The sequence below is a fragment of the Bacteroides sp. f07 genome (assembly GCF_042854785.1).
Classification (GTDB): Bacteria; Bacteroidota; Bacteroidia; order Bacteroidales; family Bacteroidaceae; genus Bacteroides.
In genome coordinates, this window is the sequence record NZ_BAABXI010000001.1 from 3,692,351 (window position 1) to 3,709,415 (window position 17,065).

Annotated in this window: 14 protein-coding genes and 1 pseudogene; 6 read left to right on the forward strand and 9 right to left on the reverse strand. The window is 42.4% G+C overall.

Annotated elements, in window-relative coordinates; genetic code table 11:
• The first annotated feature begins 1 nt into the window (after position 1).
• Positions 2-664, forward strand: coding sequence for a uracil-DNA glycosylase (ung, locus tag ACGHVY_RS15100; RefSeq protein WP_308745389.1), 663 nt, complete (start codon positions 2-4; stop codon positions 662-664).
• A 61-nt stretch (positions 665-725) separates the two neighbouring features.
• On the opposite strand, the gene ACGHVY_RS15105 is transcribed toward ung, so the two are convergent.
• The gene (locus ACGHVY_RS15105) at positions 726-3,440 is read right to left on the reverse strand and encodes a putative LPS assembly protein LptD (protein ID WP_308745390.1); all 2,715 of its coding nucleotides are present in this window, start codon (positions 3,438-3,440) and stop codon (positions 726-728) included.
• 89 nt (positions 3,441-3,529) lie between these two features.
• Positions 3,530-4,066 carry an HDIG domain-containing metalloprotein gene (locus ACGHVY_RS15110; protein ID WP_308745391.1) on the reverse strand — a complete coding sequence of 179 codons (537 nt, stop codon included), beginning with the start codon at positions 4,064-4,066 and terminating at the stop codon, positions 3,530-3,532.
• Positions 4,067-4,136: 70 nt separating this feature from the next.
• Between ACGHVY_RS15110 and ACGHVY_RS15115 the strand changes: the two genes are divergently transcribed.
• Positions 4,137-5,303 carry an exo-beta-N-acetylmuramidase NamZ domain-containing protein gene (locus tag ACGHVY_RS15115; protein WP_390599616.1) on the forward strand — a complete coding sequence of 389 codons (1,167 nt, stop codon included), beginning with the start codon at positions 4,137-4,139 and terminating at the stop codon, positions 5,301-5,303.
• A 131-nt stretch (positions 5,304-5,434) separates the two neighbouring features.
• On the opposite strand, the gene ACGHVY_RS15120 is transcribed toward ACGHVY_RS15115, so the two are convergent.
• Positions 5,435-7,519 carry a BT4734/BF3469 family protein gene (locus tag ACGHVY_RS15120; RefSeq protein WP_390599617.1) on the reverse strand — a complete coding sequence of 695 codons (2,085 nt, stop codon included), beginning with the start codon at positions 7,517-7,519 and terminating at the stop codon, positions 5,435-5,437.
• Positions 7,520-7,917: 398 nt separating this feature from the next.
• On the opposite strand from ACGHVY_RS15120, the gene ACGHVY_RS15125 reads away from it, so the two are divergent.
• A complete protein-coding gene (locus ACGHVY_RS15125) occupies positions 7,918-8,526 on the forward strand; it encodes an HU family DNA-binding protein (RefSeq protein ID WP_390599618.1) in 609 nt (202 codons plus the stop codon).
• A 241-nt stretch (positions 8,527-8,767) separates the two neighbouring features.
• Here the strand turns inward: ACGHVY_RS15125 and ACGHVY_RS15130 are convergent, their stop codons facing one another.
• Together ACGHVY_RS15130 and ACGHVY_RS15135 are read right to left on the reverse strand one after the other, a co-directional pair.
• Positions 8,768-9,505, reverse strand: a complete 738-nt coding sequence (locus tag ACGHVY_RS15130) for a hypothetical protein (protein WP_390599619.1) — start codon at positions 9,503-9,505, stop codon at positions 8,768-8,770.
• A 248-nt stretch (positions 9,506-9,753) separates the two neighbouring features.
• Positions 9,754-10,326 (reverse strand): Crp/Fnr family transcriptional regulator, encoded by a 573-nt coding sequence (locus tag ACGHVY_RS15135; protein ID WP_390599620.1) that lies wholly within the window; start codon positions 10,324-10,326, stop codon positions 9,754-9,756.
• Between the two features lie 569 nt (positions 10,327-10,895).
• Here ACGHVY_RS15135 and ACGHVY_RS15140 point away from each other — a divergent pair.
• Complete coding sequence (locus tag ACGHVY_RS15140) at positions 10,896-11,261, forward strand: MmcQ/YjbR family DNA-binding protein (protein ID WP_390599621.1); 366 nt, start codon at positions 10,896-10,898, stop codon at positions 11,259-11,261.
• A gap of 41 nt (positions 11,262-11,302) precedes the next feature.
• Here the strand turns inward: ACGHVY_RS15140 and ACGHVY_RS15145 are convergent, their stop codons facing one another.
• From ACGHVY_RS15145 to ACGHVY_RS15160, 4 genes and pseudogenes are all read right to left on the reverse strand, one after another.
• Positions 11,303-11,620 carry a hypothetical protein gene (locus tag ACGHVY_RS15145; protein WP_390599623.1) on the reverse strand — a complete coding sequence of 106 codons (318 nt, stop codon included), beginning with the start codon at positions 11,618-11,620 and terminating at the stop codon, positions 11,303-11,305.
• Positions 11,617-12,600: a hypothetical protein gene (locus tag ACGHVY_RS15150; RefSeq protein WP_390599624.1), complete on the reverse strand. Its 984-nt coding sequence runs from the start codon at positions 12,598-12,600 to the stop codon at positions 11,617-11,619. Before ACGHVY_RS15150 ends, ACGHVY_RS15145 begins: the two co-directional genes overlap by 4 nt.
• A 94-nt stretch (positions 12,601-12,694) precedes the next feature.
• A pseudogene (locus tag ACGHVY_RS15155) lies at positions 12,695-13,586 on the reverse strand (DUF1016 N-terminal domain-containing protein).
• 21 nt (positions 13,587-13,607) lie between these two features.
• Positions 13,608-14,570 (reverse strand): bile acid:sodium symporter family protein, encoded by a 963-nt coding sequence (locus tag ACGHVY_RS15160; RefSeq protein ID WP_390599625.1) that lies wholly within the window; start codon positions 14,568-14,570, stop codon positions 13,608-13,610.
• An 81-nt stretch (positions 14,571-14,651) separates the two neighbouring features.
• Here ACGHVY_RS15160 and ACGHVY_RS15165 point away from each other — a divergent pair, with 81 nt between their 5' ends.
• Positions 14,652-15,908, forward strand: coding sequence for an N-acetylmuramoyl-L-alanine amidase (locus ACGHVY_RS15165; RefSeq protein WP_308746791.1), 1,257 nt, complete (start codon positions 14,652-14,654; stop codon positions 15,906-15,908).
• A 13-nt stretch (positions 15,909-15,921) separates the two neighbouring features.
• Positions 15,922-16,815, forward strand: a complete 894-nt coding sequence (locus ACGHVY_RS15170) for an MlaD family protein (protein WP_390599626.1) — start codon at positions 15,922-15,924, stop codon at positions 16,813-16,815.
• Positions 16,816-17,065 lie beyond the last annotated feature (250 nt).

The following is a 17,065-nucleotide window of genomic DNA, read 5'->3' on the forward strand; positions in this document are numbered from 1 at the left end:
TATGAACGTACAGATTGAAGAAAGCTGGAAAACACATCTGGCACCCGAATTCGACAAAGACTACTTTCGCACACTGACCGATTTCGTCAAAAGCGAGTATAGCCAATATCAGATATTCCCGCCGGGAAGACTGATATTCAACGCTTTCAATCTTTGCCCTTTCGACAAAGTGAAAGTTGTAATCATCGGACAAGATCCTTACCACGGACCGGGACAGGCACACGGTCTCTGTTTTTCTGTGAACGACGGAGTCCCCTTCCCCCCTTCATTGGTGAATATCTTCAAAGAAATCAAAGCAGATATAGGCACTGACGCCCCCACAACGGGGAATCTGACACGTTGGGCGGAACAAGGTGTATTGCTACTCAACGCTACCTTGACCGTACGCGCCCACCAAGCAGGCTCACACCAAAACCGTGGTTGGGAAGCATTCACCGACGCTGCCATCCGCGCTTTAGCAGAAGAAAAAGAAAACCTGGTATTTATCCTGTGGGGATCATATGCCCAAAAGAAAGGAGCATTTATTGATCGCAACAAACACTTGGTACTTACTTCCGCTCATCCTTCTCCCCTTTCCGCCTACAATGGCTTCTTTGGAAACAAACATTTCAGTCGTGCAAACGATTATCTGAAAGCACACGGAAAAACTGAAATCACATGGTAATTGGATAAGTTGAGAATGGAAAACTTTCACTTTCCATTCTCAACTCAACTCTCCACTTATTTTAGTACCACTGAATATTGCTTTGTGTCTGACTTCTCTGCTCATACTTCAAATCCTGCAGGATACTTGCATTTGCACGGATTGTTACATTATAGTATTTCCAGCGTCCAAAAGGCGAAAGACTGGCCGACAGATTGAAACAGTGCAAGTCACGGGAGATAGTGCAGGAAGTCTGTGTAATCTCTTTTGCCTGGAAATCATATCCTGAGTTGAAAGATAAAGACCAGTTATTGGAAATCTTCACATTTCCGTTCGCATTAATATTATGCGTATAAGTATAAGGATATCGCATGGAATGACGATTGATAGGCTTCGTTCTATCTTCACGAATGTTAAACGAATAACTGAGACTTAATGACCAAGGCATTTTAAACACTTGATAACCATCCGAGTCTGCCTGTGCCTTTTCCACTTTCTTGGTTGCAGTACCATCTTCTCCGTCCGTTCCTTCCGCATCATCATCCTCGCCATCCCCTTTCTTTTTATCCTTGCCTTTCTCATCCTCTTTCGGGCCGAACCATTTCTTCCATGTATCATTGTTGAAAGTATAGTTGAAAGAAGAACCATAGCCCTGAAAACGTCCGAAACGTCCGTATGACCATTCCGTACGGTTACTTGTCACCACATTACCATTTTTATCGAATGTATAGGCATAGGTAGCAAATTGGGCATTCATATTGAAGGTATAATTCTTGGTCAGCTTCAAACGTAGATTCATTGACAAATCACTCCACGGTCTTTCCTTGGCAGCCATATTATAAGACATATTCGCGCTCAAATCATCAATAAGACTAACCTTCTTGACCGTATCTTTTTTCGCATCATAATACTTCATCTCCAAGTTATTAGCTATCGAGAAACTTACCGTTCCCGAGCCCTCACGCGAAGGCACGCCATAAGGCTGTCCGGTGAAAGGAGAATAATACTGTGTATTACCGTTATAATCCGTATATTCTTCCCAGTACTTGCTGAATCCCGGAGCACCACTTAAACTTACTTGCGGCGTGAACACGTGACGAATCTGTATCTCCTTCTTCTTCGCAAAAAGCGGTTTATACATACCATATAACTTCGTACTCAAACTCAAGCTTGCCGAGTAATTGGATACACGATAAAAACCATTGAGAGAATCGCCCGGCAATGATTCCAGCTTGTGAGTATCCTCGTTGTAATGCTGATTGATTTTACGGGTGTACCAGCGTTCCGTATAATTCACCGAAGGATTGACCTGCAAATATTTAAACAACGTGAAAGTGGCACTAATGGGAATATTATGATTCATCGCATTCTCCCATTCACTCAGTCCGGCTTTGAACAGACGGTCATCTTTCGTGCGGATACTGTTCGTCAAACGTCCTGAATAGCTGACAGAAATCTTTTCATACCAGCGTTCGGCTCCTGCCGCTTTCTTACGTTTGAAAGGGAACAGACGGCTTAATGTGATATTAAGGTCGGGCAACGTCACCGCAACCGAAGAGTCACGCATTGTCTGGGCGATATTGGTCGTTCCGGACAATGTCAGACCGATATCGGGAAAACTACGTGAGTAACTGATACTTGAAGTCTTGGTATTCTGTGTCAACAACTGAGAGTTATAAAGGTTGTTGATATTAGAACGTTCGTAACTACTGGTCGAGAAGTTCACACTGGCGGAGAAAGTACTGTTCGGGCTGGCTTTAGCATCCTGGCGATGGTTCCAGACCACCTTGAAGTCCTTGGCAACCGCATAATCCGGCATTCCCTTATCCCCCGTCTTGGTAATCTGATAGTCCGCCTGCAACGTACCGGAATATTTATAGCGCTTGTTATAATTAGTCAGTCCGGAAAGTCTCCACGAACCTTTCGTAAAAATATCCCCTGTCATCTTCAAGTCCATAATGTCACTGATGGCAAAATAGTATCCCCCTTCGGCCAAACCGAAACCACGGCTGGAGTCGTCCATATAAGTCGGCATGATGAAACCGGAAGAATAACTGCTGGAGAACGGGAAGAAAAAGAACGGAACAGCCAACGGCAAAGGAACATCTTCCACCACCAGATAGGCAGGCCCTGTCACCACATTCTTTTTAGGACGTACTTTCGCACGTGTCAATTGCATATAAAAGTGAGGATGATCGTGATGATCGCAGGTCGTATAGCGTCCGTGCTCCATAAAAATTTCATCATTCGCGCCTTTCTTGGCCTTACTACCGGTCACGTATCCTTCTCCCTGTTGGGTGACGATATCGGTGATTCCCGCTTTCTTAGTCTTGAAATTATAGCGGATAGTTTCCGTATCATAGGAAGTATCCCCTTCCTTAAATACCGGTTTACCTTTTTCCACTCCGGTGGAGTCCTTGATGCCATAGGCATGAACAGTACTGCTATCCAGATTCATCGAAATAACCTCGGCAGCCAGTTCGATATTCTGATAATTGACCTTTCCGCTACCGTAAAGTGTAGCAGACCCACCCAAAGTAAATACGGTGGAGTCGTTAGATTCATATACAACCGGTGCGTCAAGCGGTTGCTTCTTCTGAACAGGTGCGATGGAATCAATGCGTACCGTAACCGTATCTGCCTTCAATGAGTCATTCCCATTCAGGGAATCCTTCTGTGCAGTATTGGACGTAATCATTCCTCTTCTTCGACGCTGAGACGTAGCCTCATCGGGAAGCATCAGTAAGACAATCAGCAGTATAAATGATATAAGTATTTTTGCTTTCAATGGCGCCATTAACTAATAGTTTACGCTTGAAGTGGCAAAAGTACACAAACTTCACCAATAATGAGTCAGAATCTCCGTTATTTAATTATTTTTTAGTGCTATAAAAAGAGAGAGCACCATCTGTCAAAGCGACTTAACCCCTCTTCTCCATATTTAGCAATACTTTTCCGTGCCTTTTCCACTGTCTTCTCTTCATCCAGACGGGTCTTAGAAAAGAATTTATCGGCAAAACAAATCAACTGTTCTTCCATAGTGACAGGCAACATCTCACGGTGAGGAATGGGAAGCTGCTGGTCGATAATATCCTGCAAGGAAAGCCCTGCTCCCGTATGACGTTCGCAGACCAGCGCATGTTGCGGAAAGCCTTCCGCCCGCAAAATCTCAGCCCCCAAATATCCGTGGGCGATATAAGGATTCTCTCCAAAGCACTGAATGGCCGGAGCATCCGTCTGAAAAATGCCAATATCATGCAAGAGAGCAGCCTCTTTCACAAAACTCCGGTTTAAACGCAGTTCGGGATGCGCATCCAGTATTTTCATAGCTTTCCCCGATACGGAAAGACTGTGTATCACTAAAATCTGACGCTGTTCTGTGTTCTCCGGATAATACTTATCAATGATTTCGTATGGATTCATATGCTTGTTTTTTTGCTCTCTTGATGAGAAATTAATATTTTTGTGCAATATTACAAAAAAAATTACCGATATGCAAACTCGAAATTCTTTCACTCTCTTTTTTCTGTTCATTATGTCCTTTCCACTGTACGTATGCAGTCAAATTGTCACGGGAGCAGAACAGATGGAGCAATATCTGCCGTTGTTGAAAGGAAAACGCATCGGAATGGTAGTCAACCACACTTCGGTCGTGGGAATGAATCAAACTCATCTTCTTGACACCTTAATAAAAAGAAACGTCCGCATCATCAAAGTATTTGCCCCCGAGCATGGTTTCCGCGGAAATGCGGATGCGGGGGAGACTGTGAAAGACGGAAAAGATTCGCGCACCGGAGTCTCCATCGTTTCTCTTTACGGCAACAACAAGAAGCCGACTGCCGCCCAACTAAAAGATATCGATGTTATCTTATTTGATATTCAGGATGTGGGAGCGCGCTTTTATACTTATATCAGCACTATGTACTATGTGATGGAAGCCTGCGCAGAAAACAATAAAGAGATGATTGTACTAGACCGCCCCAATCCATGTGATTACGTAGAAGGACCGATACTCAAACCGGCTTACCGAAGTTTTGTCGGTATGCTCCCTATCCCGGTGCTTCACGGATGCACCATCGGCGAACTGGCACAAATGATAAACGGGGAAGGATGGATTGCCAACAAGAAAAATCCTTGTCCACTAAGGGTAATCCCAATGACCGGATGGAAACACGGAGAACCTTATTCACTTCCCATAAAGCCCTCTCCTAATCTACCGAATGACCAGTCCATCCGTCTCTACGCCTCACTTTGTCCTTTCGAAGCAACCCGCGTCAGCGTGGGGCGGGGAACTACATTTCCTTTTCAAGTGTTGGGAGCCCCCAACAAGAAATATGGAGATTTTACTTTTACTCCCCGTTCCCTCGCCGGTTTCGACAAAAACCCGATGCACAAGAATGTAGCTTGCTATGGAGAAGACCTTCGGAACGCGAATGACGTGAACGGATTTACACTTCGTTACTTCCTGCATTTCTACCGGTTGTCCGGTGAAGGCGCAGCCTTCTTCTCCCGTGCCCGATGGTTTGATTTGCTTTTGGGTACGGATAGTGTACGCAAAGCTATCCTTAGAGGGGATTCGGAAGACACTATCCGGAATAGCTGGCAAAAAGAATTACAGGTTTATAAGGAGATTAGAAAGAAATATCTTCTCTATGAGTAAAAAATAACTATCATACTCTCATTCATTTTTATAAATCACTCATAGACAAAGCAATAAGCATGATAGATAACTATTATTTACGGTATCTATCATACTTAGACCATCAAAAATGGGGTATCTATCATGCTTGGTTATTCCACCTCCAAAGGAACAACATGATAATACGTACCATACGTCTTCCGCTTGGATTTCACTCCAAGCCGTTGCAAGATACGCCCGAAATAAGAAGCCTGCCTGGCGGAGAATGTCATTTTACTCGCTTTCTGAATCCGCCGCAGAATGTCGATAGCCAGCAGCCATTCACCTTCCTCCTCTTCTTCCGCCGCACGATAATAAACCATAAACAACTGTTCGATGGCAGGTGATTGTTCAAACTCACGATTGTTTTCCGTCATGATAGCCTCTTCCTCGGAGTCAAACCAATAACGTTCGTTATGATAAAGCAACTCCAGCGCTTGTGCATACAGTTGTTCATAATCAATAGGACGCGACACATCTATAACTCCCGTCATATAGATACCGATGAAGCGACGGCTACCGGAAGTATCCGTCAACAAATCCCGATGATTGCTCGTGGCAATGAACGAAGCATACCGGCGAAGCTCTTCCACCGCCGAAGCATTCGGACGACGCGTGTTCACTACCGGCTTTTGCAGAATATGTTTCAGAAAAGCCTGCTGGGTAGGACTAATCTGGTCGAATTCATCCATATTAATAAGTAGAAAACGGTTCAGATACAACTCCGCATCCCGCTTCCGGCTGAAATCAATGCTGTCCGTATAATAAGCCTGTAAAGCAGGCGGAAGAAGCATCCTGCAAAAAGTTGATTTCCGGTATGCCTGCGGGCCAATCAGCAAAGGTGAAGTACTGTTCGCATGTTTCTTATCCATCCCCCTCCAATGGGCGATCATGCTTAGAAACCATCGCCGGAACAATGACGCCCAGTGCGGATTATCACAGGGAACGCGGTTCGCCAGTTCCAAAATCCGGTCTTTACCGTCCCAGCGAGGCAAGTGATACAAAAACTCCTCTACAGGCTGATAGACAGGCACATGATCGGAATCCAGATAACGGATTACGTCCCTGTCCCACATTTTCACCCCTTCATACATGGCGTTCATCGTGATACTTGCCAGCACCCGCTTGTCTACCGGACGAAAATAGAAATTGAAACTATTCCGTTCGCGATATTCCACTTCCGTTGTCAACGTATTATATCGGAATTCATAGCGACGCTTCATAAATTCGTCCATCTGCATAGCGAAAAGTTGCTCGGCCGTCAGACTGCTCTTCTTGCCGAACCCTTTGGCGGTACGATACACGCTTTTCACAGTTTCGCGAATCAACAAGTCGTCCGAAGGAAGCCTGTAATGCGCCTTCGTCCACCGCACGGTATCTTCTTCGGGGATACCCGCCCGAAAACAATGCCCTGCCAGACACACCAGCAACGGTTGCATATCTTCTTCTCCCCGATACCCGTCCAATTCTTCGAGTGCCCGGTTGAATGCGGCTGAGAAAAGTACCGACAATGCTTCATAACTCTCATATCTGGGTGCCATTCGCTGCAAAGGCGAATCGGTTTCTCGCGTCCGTTTGATAAAAGTTGTTTCGGACGGAAGGCTGACGGGTTGCTTCATGTAAATGGGCATCGCTTCCGGATTGAAATAAAGTTCGGGATCGTATGTCAGCCGGCAATATTGTTCGAGCGACGGCTCTTTCAGTTCAATATCAAAAGGCAGTTGCGGCTGATAATATTTCACAGCCGTCTGATAGGCATGCGCATGGAAAAACTCCGCCTGCTCGCGCGATGCCGGCAAGTGATCGTCCGGATAGGTGAACCGTACCCATACCTTTACTGATTTGCCGGAGGAACCGTTGAAGGCGAGGAATGTTTGCGGAAGTTCTTTGACCATTTCCTTTATCTCATCGGCTTCCGTCCTTCCCGAAAGATTATTGACCTCCATCATCACTACGCCATTATATTCGTTCAAGGTCATCACCCCTTCTTTACGGACAAAAGTTGCCGCAGGCAGCACTTTGGGAACTTTACGCACCTCTTCAATCGAATTTCCCGGAAGAGTATATCTCAACGCTTCCCTCATTTTTGAGACGGGCTGCGCCTTGACTTCCGTTTTCATCAGCTCCAAAAGGAGCTCCAGTTTCAACGTCCGTAAGGTATTTACCTTGCCATCGTCTCTGAGCAATGTTATCTTCATCTTTTTTTATTATTATTTCCAGTAAAAGGAAAGCTGCACTACAGCCATACAAAGATACGACAAGCACTTCGCCCGAACAAATTTTTCCGTCTTTATTTACCAAGTCACATGGCTTTATTTTATAGAAATAATACTTACTAAATTTGCAAATAAAGGCAGGATAATGTATCTTTGCAGACAATAAGACTTCAGCCCGCATTCGTGTGCCGTACAGCCCACGAATGCGGGCTGTACAGTTTACACCCGCAGGCTGTACAGCCCACAAATGTGTGCCCAAGAAAAGCAACTGATTCAAGCTGGTTATCCAGGCATTAAATGTAGGTTATCTTACTGTAAAACAATAATTAATACGCCTTCAAAAAGGCATTACAGCCACATTAACCAATAAAAGAAAAGACATGTACGCAAAGTATGATTTCCGCAAAAAACCGTCTTCGAAAGAAGACGAAGACGAACAGCCGCTGTATCCCCGTATCGTATCGAACGGGACCGTCGACTTTCAACACATTGTAAAAGAGATCGCCCAAGCTTCCAGTTTCACACCGGCAGATATCGAGGGAGTCCAACTGGCTATTGAAAATAAAATATCCGAATATTTAGTCAATGGGTATCATGTTCAGTTGGGTGAACTTGGCTATTTTTCCGCCAAGTTGAAAGCGCGTCCGGTGATGGATGCCAAAGAGATACATGCGCAGTCTATCTATTTCGACAATGTAAATTTTCGTCCATCGTCTTCTTTCCGAAAGAAGGTTCGCGGATTTGTAGAAAAAGCGAAGTTTGGATTCTCACATTCCGCCGAAGTCCCGGTGGAAGAACGTCGCCGCAGGTTGGAGAAGTTTCTGGATGAAAGACCGATGATACGACGCAAGGAATATACGCAACTGACGGGACTACTGAAGAACAAAGCGCTGAATGAATTGAACGGCTGGGTGAAAGAAGGGGTGCTGGACACCATTGGAAGCGGCAGTCACAAAATTTATGTGCGGGTTAATACAATGAAGGAGTAAGCAATAAAATAAGAATGATAGATACGCGTTTTTTACGAAGAAAGTATGATAGATACCGGATTTAAAAAGTATCTATCATACTTATTTATCAGATAATAAACACATTATCAAAAAGAGTAAGAGCAATGAGAGTTATTTTAATCGTATGTAAGATAAGGTTACACAGGGTAACGGCAACAAAATTCAAAAGTCTCTATCATGTATGCACATAGCATTTATATATTTGGAGCATGCAACCAGTTTACTGCTTCTGCAAAATTGCCCAACTTTCCTGAACAACAATCGTATCACTGACCGGTACATGGTTCAGGAAGTCTGTATTAAGCATGTTGCACGTTGATTCTACATAGTAGCTCTTGTTATCATGCCGCAAATATCGCCCGTGCACATAAGTCAAGAAAGGTAAAACGAATTGTCCGTTCTGTTCTAACAAAGCAAAATTTATCCTGCCGGGCATGTAGCTAATAGAAGTATTCACATAATGCGATTTTGTACTGATTTTCTTCACCTTATCTCTTTCGAAAAATTCTGTTATGCTCGTTATGGGTATATCCATAGCCGACTTCCCTTTACTTACTATAAACAGATTACCGTACTTAAATACGGATGCGCCATAAGGTGCATCAGGGTCTATCCCGGAATCTGACAGCAGGTTTGTCTGTACAACAGCCTCATCCGGATGAAATGTTATATCCAGATAATTTTCATCACCAATAGGGCGTGAGGAACTATCAAAAGAAAAGAACCCTGCATAATCCATAGGATCATATTGTGAATCCGACCTAGATATTCCTGACAGGAACTTCTTGATCTTCGCCTCATCAGTAACTTCCCCTTTGGATGTGTACATACGAACTTTACCAAGAGTTACAGTTGAAGGCAACTTATAACTACCTTCCGGCACAATTTTTTTTTCTTCTTCATTCAGGCAACTCGATACGATAATGCCTATGAATAGCACCATAAGAACTTTTTTCATAACTGATAACTTTTTATATTTATTGGCAAACTAAAATTGAGATACCATAAAAATAATCTTCCTCATTTTTAATATTTTAATCAGTTTATCTTATCTTCCACACATCTACTTTCTTTAACAATATCATTCGCCTTTTCAGAAACTCTGAGCATTTAATAGATTTCATCATAGTGAATTAATATAATTGATAACGCAAAGATAAAATGCAGACAACAAAAAAAACTTGACCAAAATCAAGGCTTTACCAATTAATCATCTTTTAACATTCTTGTACGCATTCGGCTTAGGGCTTCAGGAGTGATGCCCAAGTATGAGGCGACATTACGTAATGTAGTTCGTTCCAATATATCCGGCACACGTGAAAGCAATTGTAGATAACACTGTTCAGGAGATTGACAACGCATGGAGACTATTTTACGAAGTATTTCAAAGGCAATGACTTCTACAAAACGTGTCGCTGATATTTTAAAATCGGAAATAGTAAGCAAAGCGCTAAGTTCTTTGATGTTAATACAAAAAAGCTCGGAGGCTTCTATTGCCTGAATGTCATAGAGAGACCTGTTACCGGTTTGCCAAGCCAGATAACTACCAATCAATTCACCGTCAAATGCAAAACTCAGAACTTGTTCCTTTCCTTTATAATCATGACAACAGTATTTCAAACCACCTTTCACGACATAGGCTATTAATGAGTTGGGACTGTTAGCACGACAAAAATATTGATTTTTTTTAAGCAGTTGCCGATAACCATATTCTTGTATCATTTTCTGAATAAGCGTAACTTCTGTCTTCAAGATATTGTTTATTGCAAGATCCGGCATAGTGTTAAGGATTTTAAATTAGTATTTTGACAAGTTTTCTATTTCTTCATAATGATGTTCTATTCTATTTCAGCATAAGGAGGGGTATACCCAAGTCTATTAGTTTTCTGTTCTCCAGCTATTTTTACACCTCAAGTTTCGTAAAATGTCTGTTTTATCCACAATGAGTCTTTATTTTGTTATACCCGGACAAGGATTTTCCTCTTGAATATATCGCGAACGACCATCACAAAAGACTCCACAGCTGAGGACAGATTTCACACACAAAGATAACAAAAGAGAATCTGTTACAAAATAAAACTAATGTAAAAATGCTGCCCACAGTTTCCAACTCATTATTTTCAACCACTTTCACCAGGGCAAAGTTTTACCTGATGTTTCATTCCTTTAACGGCAGTTTTGGTGGTGGATCGTCAAGTAGTTTTAAGATCGGCTATTCATTTGAAGAAGTCGACTAACCCAACAAAGTACATGGAAACACATCTCACCTGAATATTTTCATAGAAAAATGGTTGTCCACTCCTTAATTCCAGCTATTTTTGCATAGATAACTGAACAATAAAAAAGAAATGAATATCGAAGAATTTAGAGAATACTGCCTGTCTTTTAAAGGAGTCCATGAAAAGATGCCGTTTCCCAATGTGCCCGACCAATATAGCCGTGACATTCTATGCTTTTATGTAGCGGACAAATGGTTCTGTTTCGTTAATATTGAAATTTTTGATTTTTGCTGCATCAAATGCAACCCCGATGAATCAAGGGAATTGCAGACCGAATATGCCGGTATAAGACCGGGATGGCACATGAACAAGAAATATTGGATCAGCGTTTATTTCAACCAAGATGTAGCCGATAATAAGATTAAAGAACTTGTAAGCAAGTCCTACGATATCGTGGTTAAAAGTCTGACAAAGAAAGAACGGGAAATACTATAAAACTGGTAGGGAATTTTGGGTGCCTTACCGGCTACCAACAATTACTTCCGTGTTATTATAATATCATCAAAGCATAGTTCCAATGACTGATTATCGGGTTTATACTCTTCCCAGTCTTTCGGATCGCTACTTTCGTTGTCTACCATTAAATGATAATAAGAAAAGCCATAGTTTGGATCAGGCAATCTATGAATTTCATAACTCCCCGCGGTTGCCAACTCATTATCTTCAACGACTTTCAGCCAGCCCAAAGCTTTGTCTATTTGTTGAAGATGAGATAACTTATCCTGCTCGCCTTGTTTTAAAGCGTCAACTGTTTTTTTTCTTTCGTTTTGTAACAACTCTATTATATCTTTCATAATTTCCACTTGGTTAGTATTGAAATAAAATCTTCAAGCATCAGCTCAAAGTTATAATCTAGTTTCTTCTTTTTCAGCCTGTCGATTACACGGTTTAGTGCCAACAGAAAATACTCGCTTAACTTCAGCTTCTGGTCGGCATGGCTTAATTCGCTGAACTCTTTTTCAAGGTTTAGTCCGATTCTAATTATGCCGGTATCTGCCCTGAATGGTCCAAATTCAAAACGATTGCGAAGGAAATATCCATTCTTCTCTATTTCTTGCCTGGTAAACACAGTGAGCAGTGTCCGATAGAAATCTTTTTGTTTCAATTTCAACTTTTCATCGGCAATGATATAGTTTGTTTTACAATGGTCGTGGTCATAATAACTATACGAACAATTAATTATAATTCGATTAATAGCGCGTCCGTACATTTCGGGGCGCATCCTTCTATCCAACTCCTGTTTCAGTTCTTTGTCAATGCTTTCGATTACTGCCTTGGAGTTTTCATAACAGTTACCAATTGTCCGCTTTATCCAAACCGGATTTTTAGGAATCCAGTTTCTCTGGCTTTCAAGTTTTATATCCTGTATATCTTCCTTTACCTCATACTCCCAAAATACGGATTGCTTTTGCTTCGGATCGTCAGGGCTAAAAAAGTAACTAGTTCTTCCCTGCTCCATAGTAAAGCCGTTGGTTCTTTTTGACCAAATGGCATCAACAAAACGAGCTTCTCCAAATTTATTTTGAAAACAAGTCGCTGGGTTTCCATTAAAGAATTGTCCTCTCAATGCTTCGACAGGTTCGTGATTTCCCCAGCCGATAATAGCCAGGCTCTCGCAAAGACGAACGGCTTTGTTCCACTCTTCCGCATTTTTATAATCCGCATATTTCAGAAATCCGGCAAACAAACGTTCGCGCAACTGTTCTATCTCCGATTGAGTCTGCAAAAATTCTTCCAACTCTTTTAAGTCTTCTATTTCAAATATTTCCTCCATCGCTTTTTCTTTTTTAGTTCCGATGTTCAGTTTTAGACATTCTGCAGAAATAGCAAAAGACAATTACCTGCAAAAAAGGAACAAGTCTTTCACTTTACAATAGTTTTTTCAGTTCCTCAATATCAGGCAGGGCGTTACGAAGTCGTTCCGGCATATCTTTGGATGTACGATAAGTAGCAACCCCATCGGCTTGTTATAATCACGAACTGCAAATTCTACAAAGGTTTGATTCATTTCCCTGCAAAGCTGAAATCTTGCCCAAAGGTCATGATAAACTTCTTCACGTTAGCAACAATTACCTTTTCTACTATTTTTTCGTCTAAATTTTCCTCCTGCTCATTCAGCTCCTCTACATTGATGAAATCAAGCAAGTATTCATCTTTGAATGAACAAACAGCTTTTAGTACTTGCTTGGCATCGGGGAATGTTTGTGCAAAATTGTTAGGTAAAGCTCCCTGATGGCTGTATAGGTCTGCTTTTAAGTAATCCCTTAAAGTGTATTTACTCCAATAGCGAGTGGCGCACTCATGTATATAAAACAATCGTGCTTCCAAAGTCTTAACTTTGGCTATGATTTCTATGTGATGACTAAAGCCAATTGAAAGAAAATCAGACCAGTTAAATTCGGCAGCCATTGGCTGCCGAATTTCTATGAGAAGCAATTTTTCATCCAACTCCAAATCGGCAGCCAATGGCTGCTGATTTAAAATGAGTTCCCATTCTTCATAAAATTGCCGCATATTTTTAATGCTTCGAGTTGAAAATCCCCTTAGTCCCGGCAACTCTTTCTGTAACAGAGAAGATATCTGTTCAATTGCACCTTTCCCCCAAAAACCTGTACGGGAATTTTCCGACACATAACGTCCGATACCGTAATAAAGAGACAACTGTTCCTTGTTTACCGATGCGGCCGCACGATACTGACTGCGTAGAATAGCTTCTTTTATATTCTTTACCGCTTCTCTATAATTCTGATTTATATCCATTACGATTCTTTGTCTAACGTCTTACGCTTGATTTTTCAATTCATTCTTTCTCTTTTTCCACAACTGCCACGAATTAATAATATTCTGCCACAACACATACGAACCCGGAGCAACAGCAGATAACGGATTGAGATAGGTATGAGCCATCCAAATAGCCAGAATCGTATTCTTCTGTCCCAATGCCTGACCACCACTGATGCGGTCATTATAGACAGATCCGATAGTTTTCCCCAAGAAGAACTGCAAACAACAAGCTACCAAGGCTCCAACAGCAATCATGATTTCAGTAAAGCCGTCAGCAGGGTCATTGAGCAATGAATATAATGTCTGAGCCGTCACGATGGCTAACGAAACAGCCCACAAGTAGAAAGCTAATTCATGGTAACCCAACAGTTTCTGATGTACTTTCGGCAGCCATTTACTCAACAGCCATGCAAGCAGGAACGGACAAATCAACAACGGAAATACCTTACCCAAAATAACAAGAAACGCCTCCAAAAAAGTGACATCGGGATGCACCTCCACCAAAGGAAAAAGAACAGGCACGGCAACAGCCGCTCCGATATTGGCAAGCAACGTATAAGTAGTCAGGCTAGCCGCACTGCCGCCCAACTTGGAAGTAATCACCGCGGCAGCAGTAGCCGTCGGGCAAATAATACAAACCATCACACCTTCCGCTACAATCTTGTCGAACCGGTAGAGCAGCAGATAAGCCGCCAACGCGCCGCCAATCTGAATCAGCAACAGCCACGCATGTAGAGGTTTAGGCTTCAAATCGCATGGAGACACCTTACAGAAAGTCAGCAGCAACATCGTAAAGATAAGATAGGGAGTCAGGAAAGAAAGACTGATGAACAGTGGATACCCCACGGCACCTACCAACATGGCAATAGGTAATGTCCAATTTTTCAAAAACTTAAGCATCGTCGTATATTTTAGCTTCGGAGCGCAAAGTAACGGAGATTTCAGGAAAAAAGCTATCATTATACCGAAAAAAACACAAAACTTAATAGCAAATCATGAGTTTTCTACAAATTTCTACTACATTTGCACCGTATTACAAATATGAAACTGAATAGACCATACATAGTATATATATGCATTTGCCTTTGGCTACTTTTTCTCCCCTCATGTACCAGCCATTTATGGGGGAAAGATTTTGTTGTAGTTATTGATGCCGGACACGGCGGGCATGACCCCGGCGCCATAGGCAAAACTGCCAAAGAGAAAAACATCAATCTGAGCGTTGCCCTGAAGGTGGGAAACCTGATAAAAAACAACTGCGATGACGTCAAAGTGATTTACACCCGCAGCAAAGATGTTTTCATTCCTCTGGCACGACGGGCAGAAATAGCGAACAACGCGAAAGCTGACCTTTTCATCTCTATTCATACCAATGCACTGGCAAACAACCGCACAGCAAAAGGTGCATCTACCTGGACGCTGGGGTTGGCTAAATCGGATGCCAATCTAGAGGTCGCCAAACGGGAGAACTCCGTGATTCTTTACGAAAGCGATTATCAAACAAGATATGCCGGTTTTAACCCGAATTCTGCCGAGTCATATATTATATTTGAATTCATGCAAGACAAATATATGGAACAGAGTGTACACTTGGCTTCACTGATGCAGAAACAATTCCGCCATACCTGCAAACGGGCAGACCGCGGAGTGCATCAAGCGGGATTCCTTGTCCTGAAAGCAAGTGCGATGCCGAGCATCCTGATAGAACTAGGATTCATCTCTACCCCCGAGGAAGAGCGTTATCTAAGTTCCGAAGCAGGAGCCTCAACCATGGCAAAAGGTATTTATCATGCTTTCCTGAATTATAAAAGAGAACACGAGATACGCCTTACAGGAGTCAGCAAAACGATTATCCCGACTGAACGGGAAGAAAACGATGCTCCGGCAATTGCACAAAAAGACACAGAAAGCGTGACAGCCCCTCAGCAGAAGGAATTATTGGCAGAAGCCAGGACAAAACCTGCTTCGGCAACAAAAACGACAACAAACCGTCCGATTGCGTCGCAAAGCACAACCAATGACAGTGAAATTACGTTTAAGATACAGATACTCACCTCTTCCAAACCTCTCGCCAAAAACGACAAACGGCTGAAAGGACTGAAAGGTGTGGATTATTATAAGGAAAAGGGCATATACAAATATACATATGGCGCCTCCGGTGATTACAACAAAGTGTTACGCACAAAACGTACCATTACGCCGCAATTCAAAGACGCTTTCATCATCGCTTTCCGGAACGGGGAGAAAATGAACGTCAACGAAGCAATCGCTGAATTTAAAAAGAGAAAAAAGAAATAAATAAAAAGATAAAATGAAGTACATTACAAAAGAAGTCAGAATAGGTATTGCAGGTATCATTGCACTATGCGTGCTTATTTATGGAATTAACTGGCTGAAAGGGATACATATGTTTCAACCTTCCAGCTATTTCTATGCCAAATTTCAGAACGTGAACGGACTGACCAAGTCGAGCCCGGTATTTGCAGACGGGGTTCGTGTGGGTATTGTACGCGACATTGATTATGATTACACGAACCCCGGTAACGTGGTGGTAGAAGTAGAACTTGACACAGAACTGCGTATCCCGAAAGGAAGTAGCGCCGAACTGGTATCCGAACTGATGGGCGGTGTGCGCATGAATATACTTCTCGCCAACAACCCGCGCGAAAAATATGCCATAGGTGACACCATCCCCGGCACACTGAACAACGGAATGATGGAAAGTGCAGCAAAACTCATCCCAAAAGTAGAGGAAATGCTTCCGAAACTGGACTCCATCCTTATCTCGCTGAACAACATCTTAGGTGACAAGAGTATCCCTGCTACTTTACATTCGATAGAAACAACCACAGCCAATCTGGCAGTAGTCAGCTCGCAAGTGAAAGGACTTATGAGCAACGACATTCCGCAGCTCACCAGCAAGCTGAATACAATCGGAGATAACTTCGTAGCCATCAGCGGCAACCTGAAAGAAGTGGACTATGCATCTACTTTCAAAAAAATAGACGAAACGCTAGCTAACGTAAAAATTCTTACAGAGAAATTGAACAGCAAAGATAATACCCTCGGACTGCTTTTCAACGACCCGACTTTATACAATAACCTGAACGCTACAACCGAAAATGCAGCCAGCTTATTGGAGGACCTGAAAGAGCATCCGAAACGCTATGTTCACTTCTCATTATTCGGTAAGAAAGATAAGTAGCATTTTATCGTTATATAGATTTTATCTAAATAACGAAACGTTTCAAAAAGCGCGCCATTGCTTCTCAAATGTCTATCTACAAACCGAAATAATATTCCCGTACAAACGTGTAGACGGGGGAAACATGGACAGAATTGAATATATAACACATTAGAGTACAGATACTTATAAATTTGCAAGAGTGAATCAACATAGCGTGTTGCGACTGATACATATAAGTCATTGAAAGTAAACACATTATTGTTCACAC

Coding starts and splice junctions, on each gene's coding strand:
- ACGHVY_RS15110 (WP_308745391.1), bottom strand. CDS start 4,066: ATGAATCCATACGAAATCATTGATAAGTATTATCCGGAGAACACAGAA.
- ung (WP_308745389.1), top strand. CDS start 2: ATGAACGTACAGATTGAAGAAAGCTGGAAAACACATCTGGCACCCGAA.
- ACGHVY_RS15140 (WP_390599621.1), top strand. CDS start 10,896: ATGAATATCGAAGAATTTAGAGAATACTGCCTGTCTTTTAAAGGAGTC.
- ACGHVY_RS15130 (WP_390599619.1), bottom strand. CDS start 9,505: ATGAAAAAAGTTCTTATGGTGCTATTCATAGGCATTATCGTATCGAGT.
- ACGHVY_RS15105 (WP_308745390.1), bottom strand. CDS start 3,440: ATGGCGCCATTGAAAGCAAAAATACTTATATCATTTATACTGCTGATT.
- ACGHVY_RS15150 (WP_390599624.1), bottom strand. CDS start 12,600: ATGGAGGAAATATTTGAAATAGAAGACTTAAAAGAGTTGGAAGAATTT.
- ACGHVY_RS15115 (WP_390599616.1), top strand. CDS start 4,137: ATGCAAACTCGAAATTCTTTCACTCTCTTTTTTCTGTTCATTATGTCC.
- ACGHVY_RS15160 (WP_390599625.1), bottom strand. CDS start 14,570: ATGATAGCTTTTTTCCTGAAATCTCCGTTACTTTGCGCTCCGAAGCTA.
- ACGHVY_RS15145 (WP_390599623.1), bottom strand. CDS start 11,620: ATGAAAGATATAATAGAGTTGTTACAAAACGAAAGAAAAAAAACAGTT.
- ACGHVY_RS15135 (WP_390599620.1), bottom strand. CDS start 10,326: ATGCCGGATCTTGCAATAAACAATATCTTGAAGACAGAAGTTACGCTT.
- ACGHVY_RS15125 (WP_390599618.1), top strand. CDS start 7,918: ATGTACGCAAAGTATGATTTCCGCAAAAAACCGTCTTCGAAAGAAGAC.
- ACGHVY_RS15120 (WP_390599617.1), bottom strand. CDS start 7,519: ATGAAGATAACATTGCTCAGAGACGATGGCAAGGTAAATACCTTACGG.
- ACGHVY_RS15170 (WP_390599626.1), top strand. CDS start 15,922: ATGAAGTACATTACAAAAGAAGTCAGAATAGGTATTGCAGGTATCATT.
- ACGHVY_RS15165 (WP_308746791.1), top strand. CDS start 14,652: ATGAAACTGAATAGACCATACATAGTATATATATGCATTTGCCTTTGG.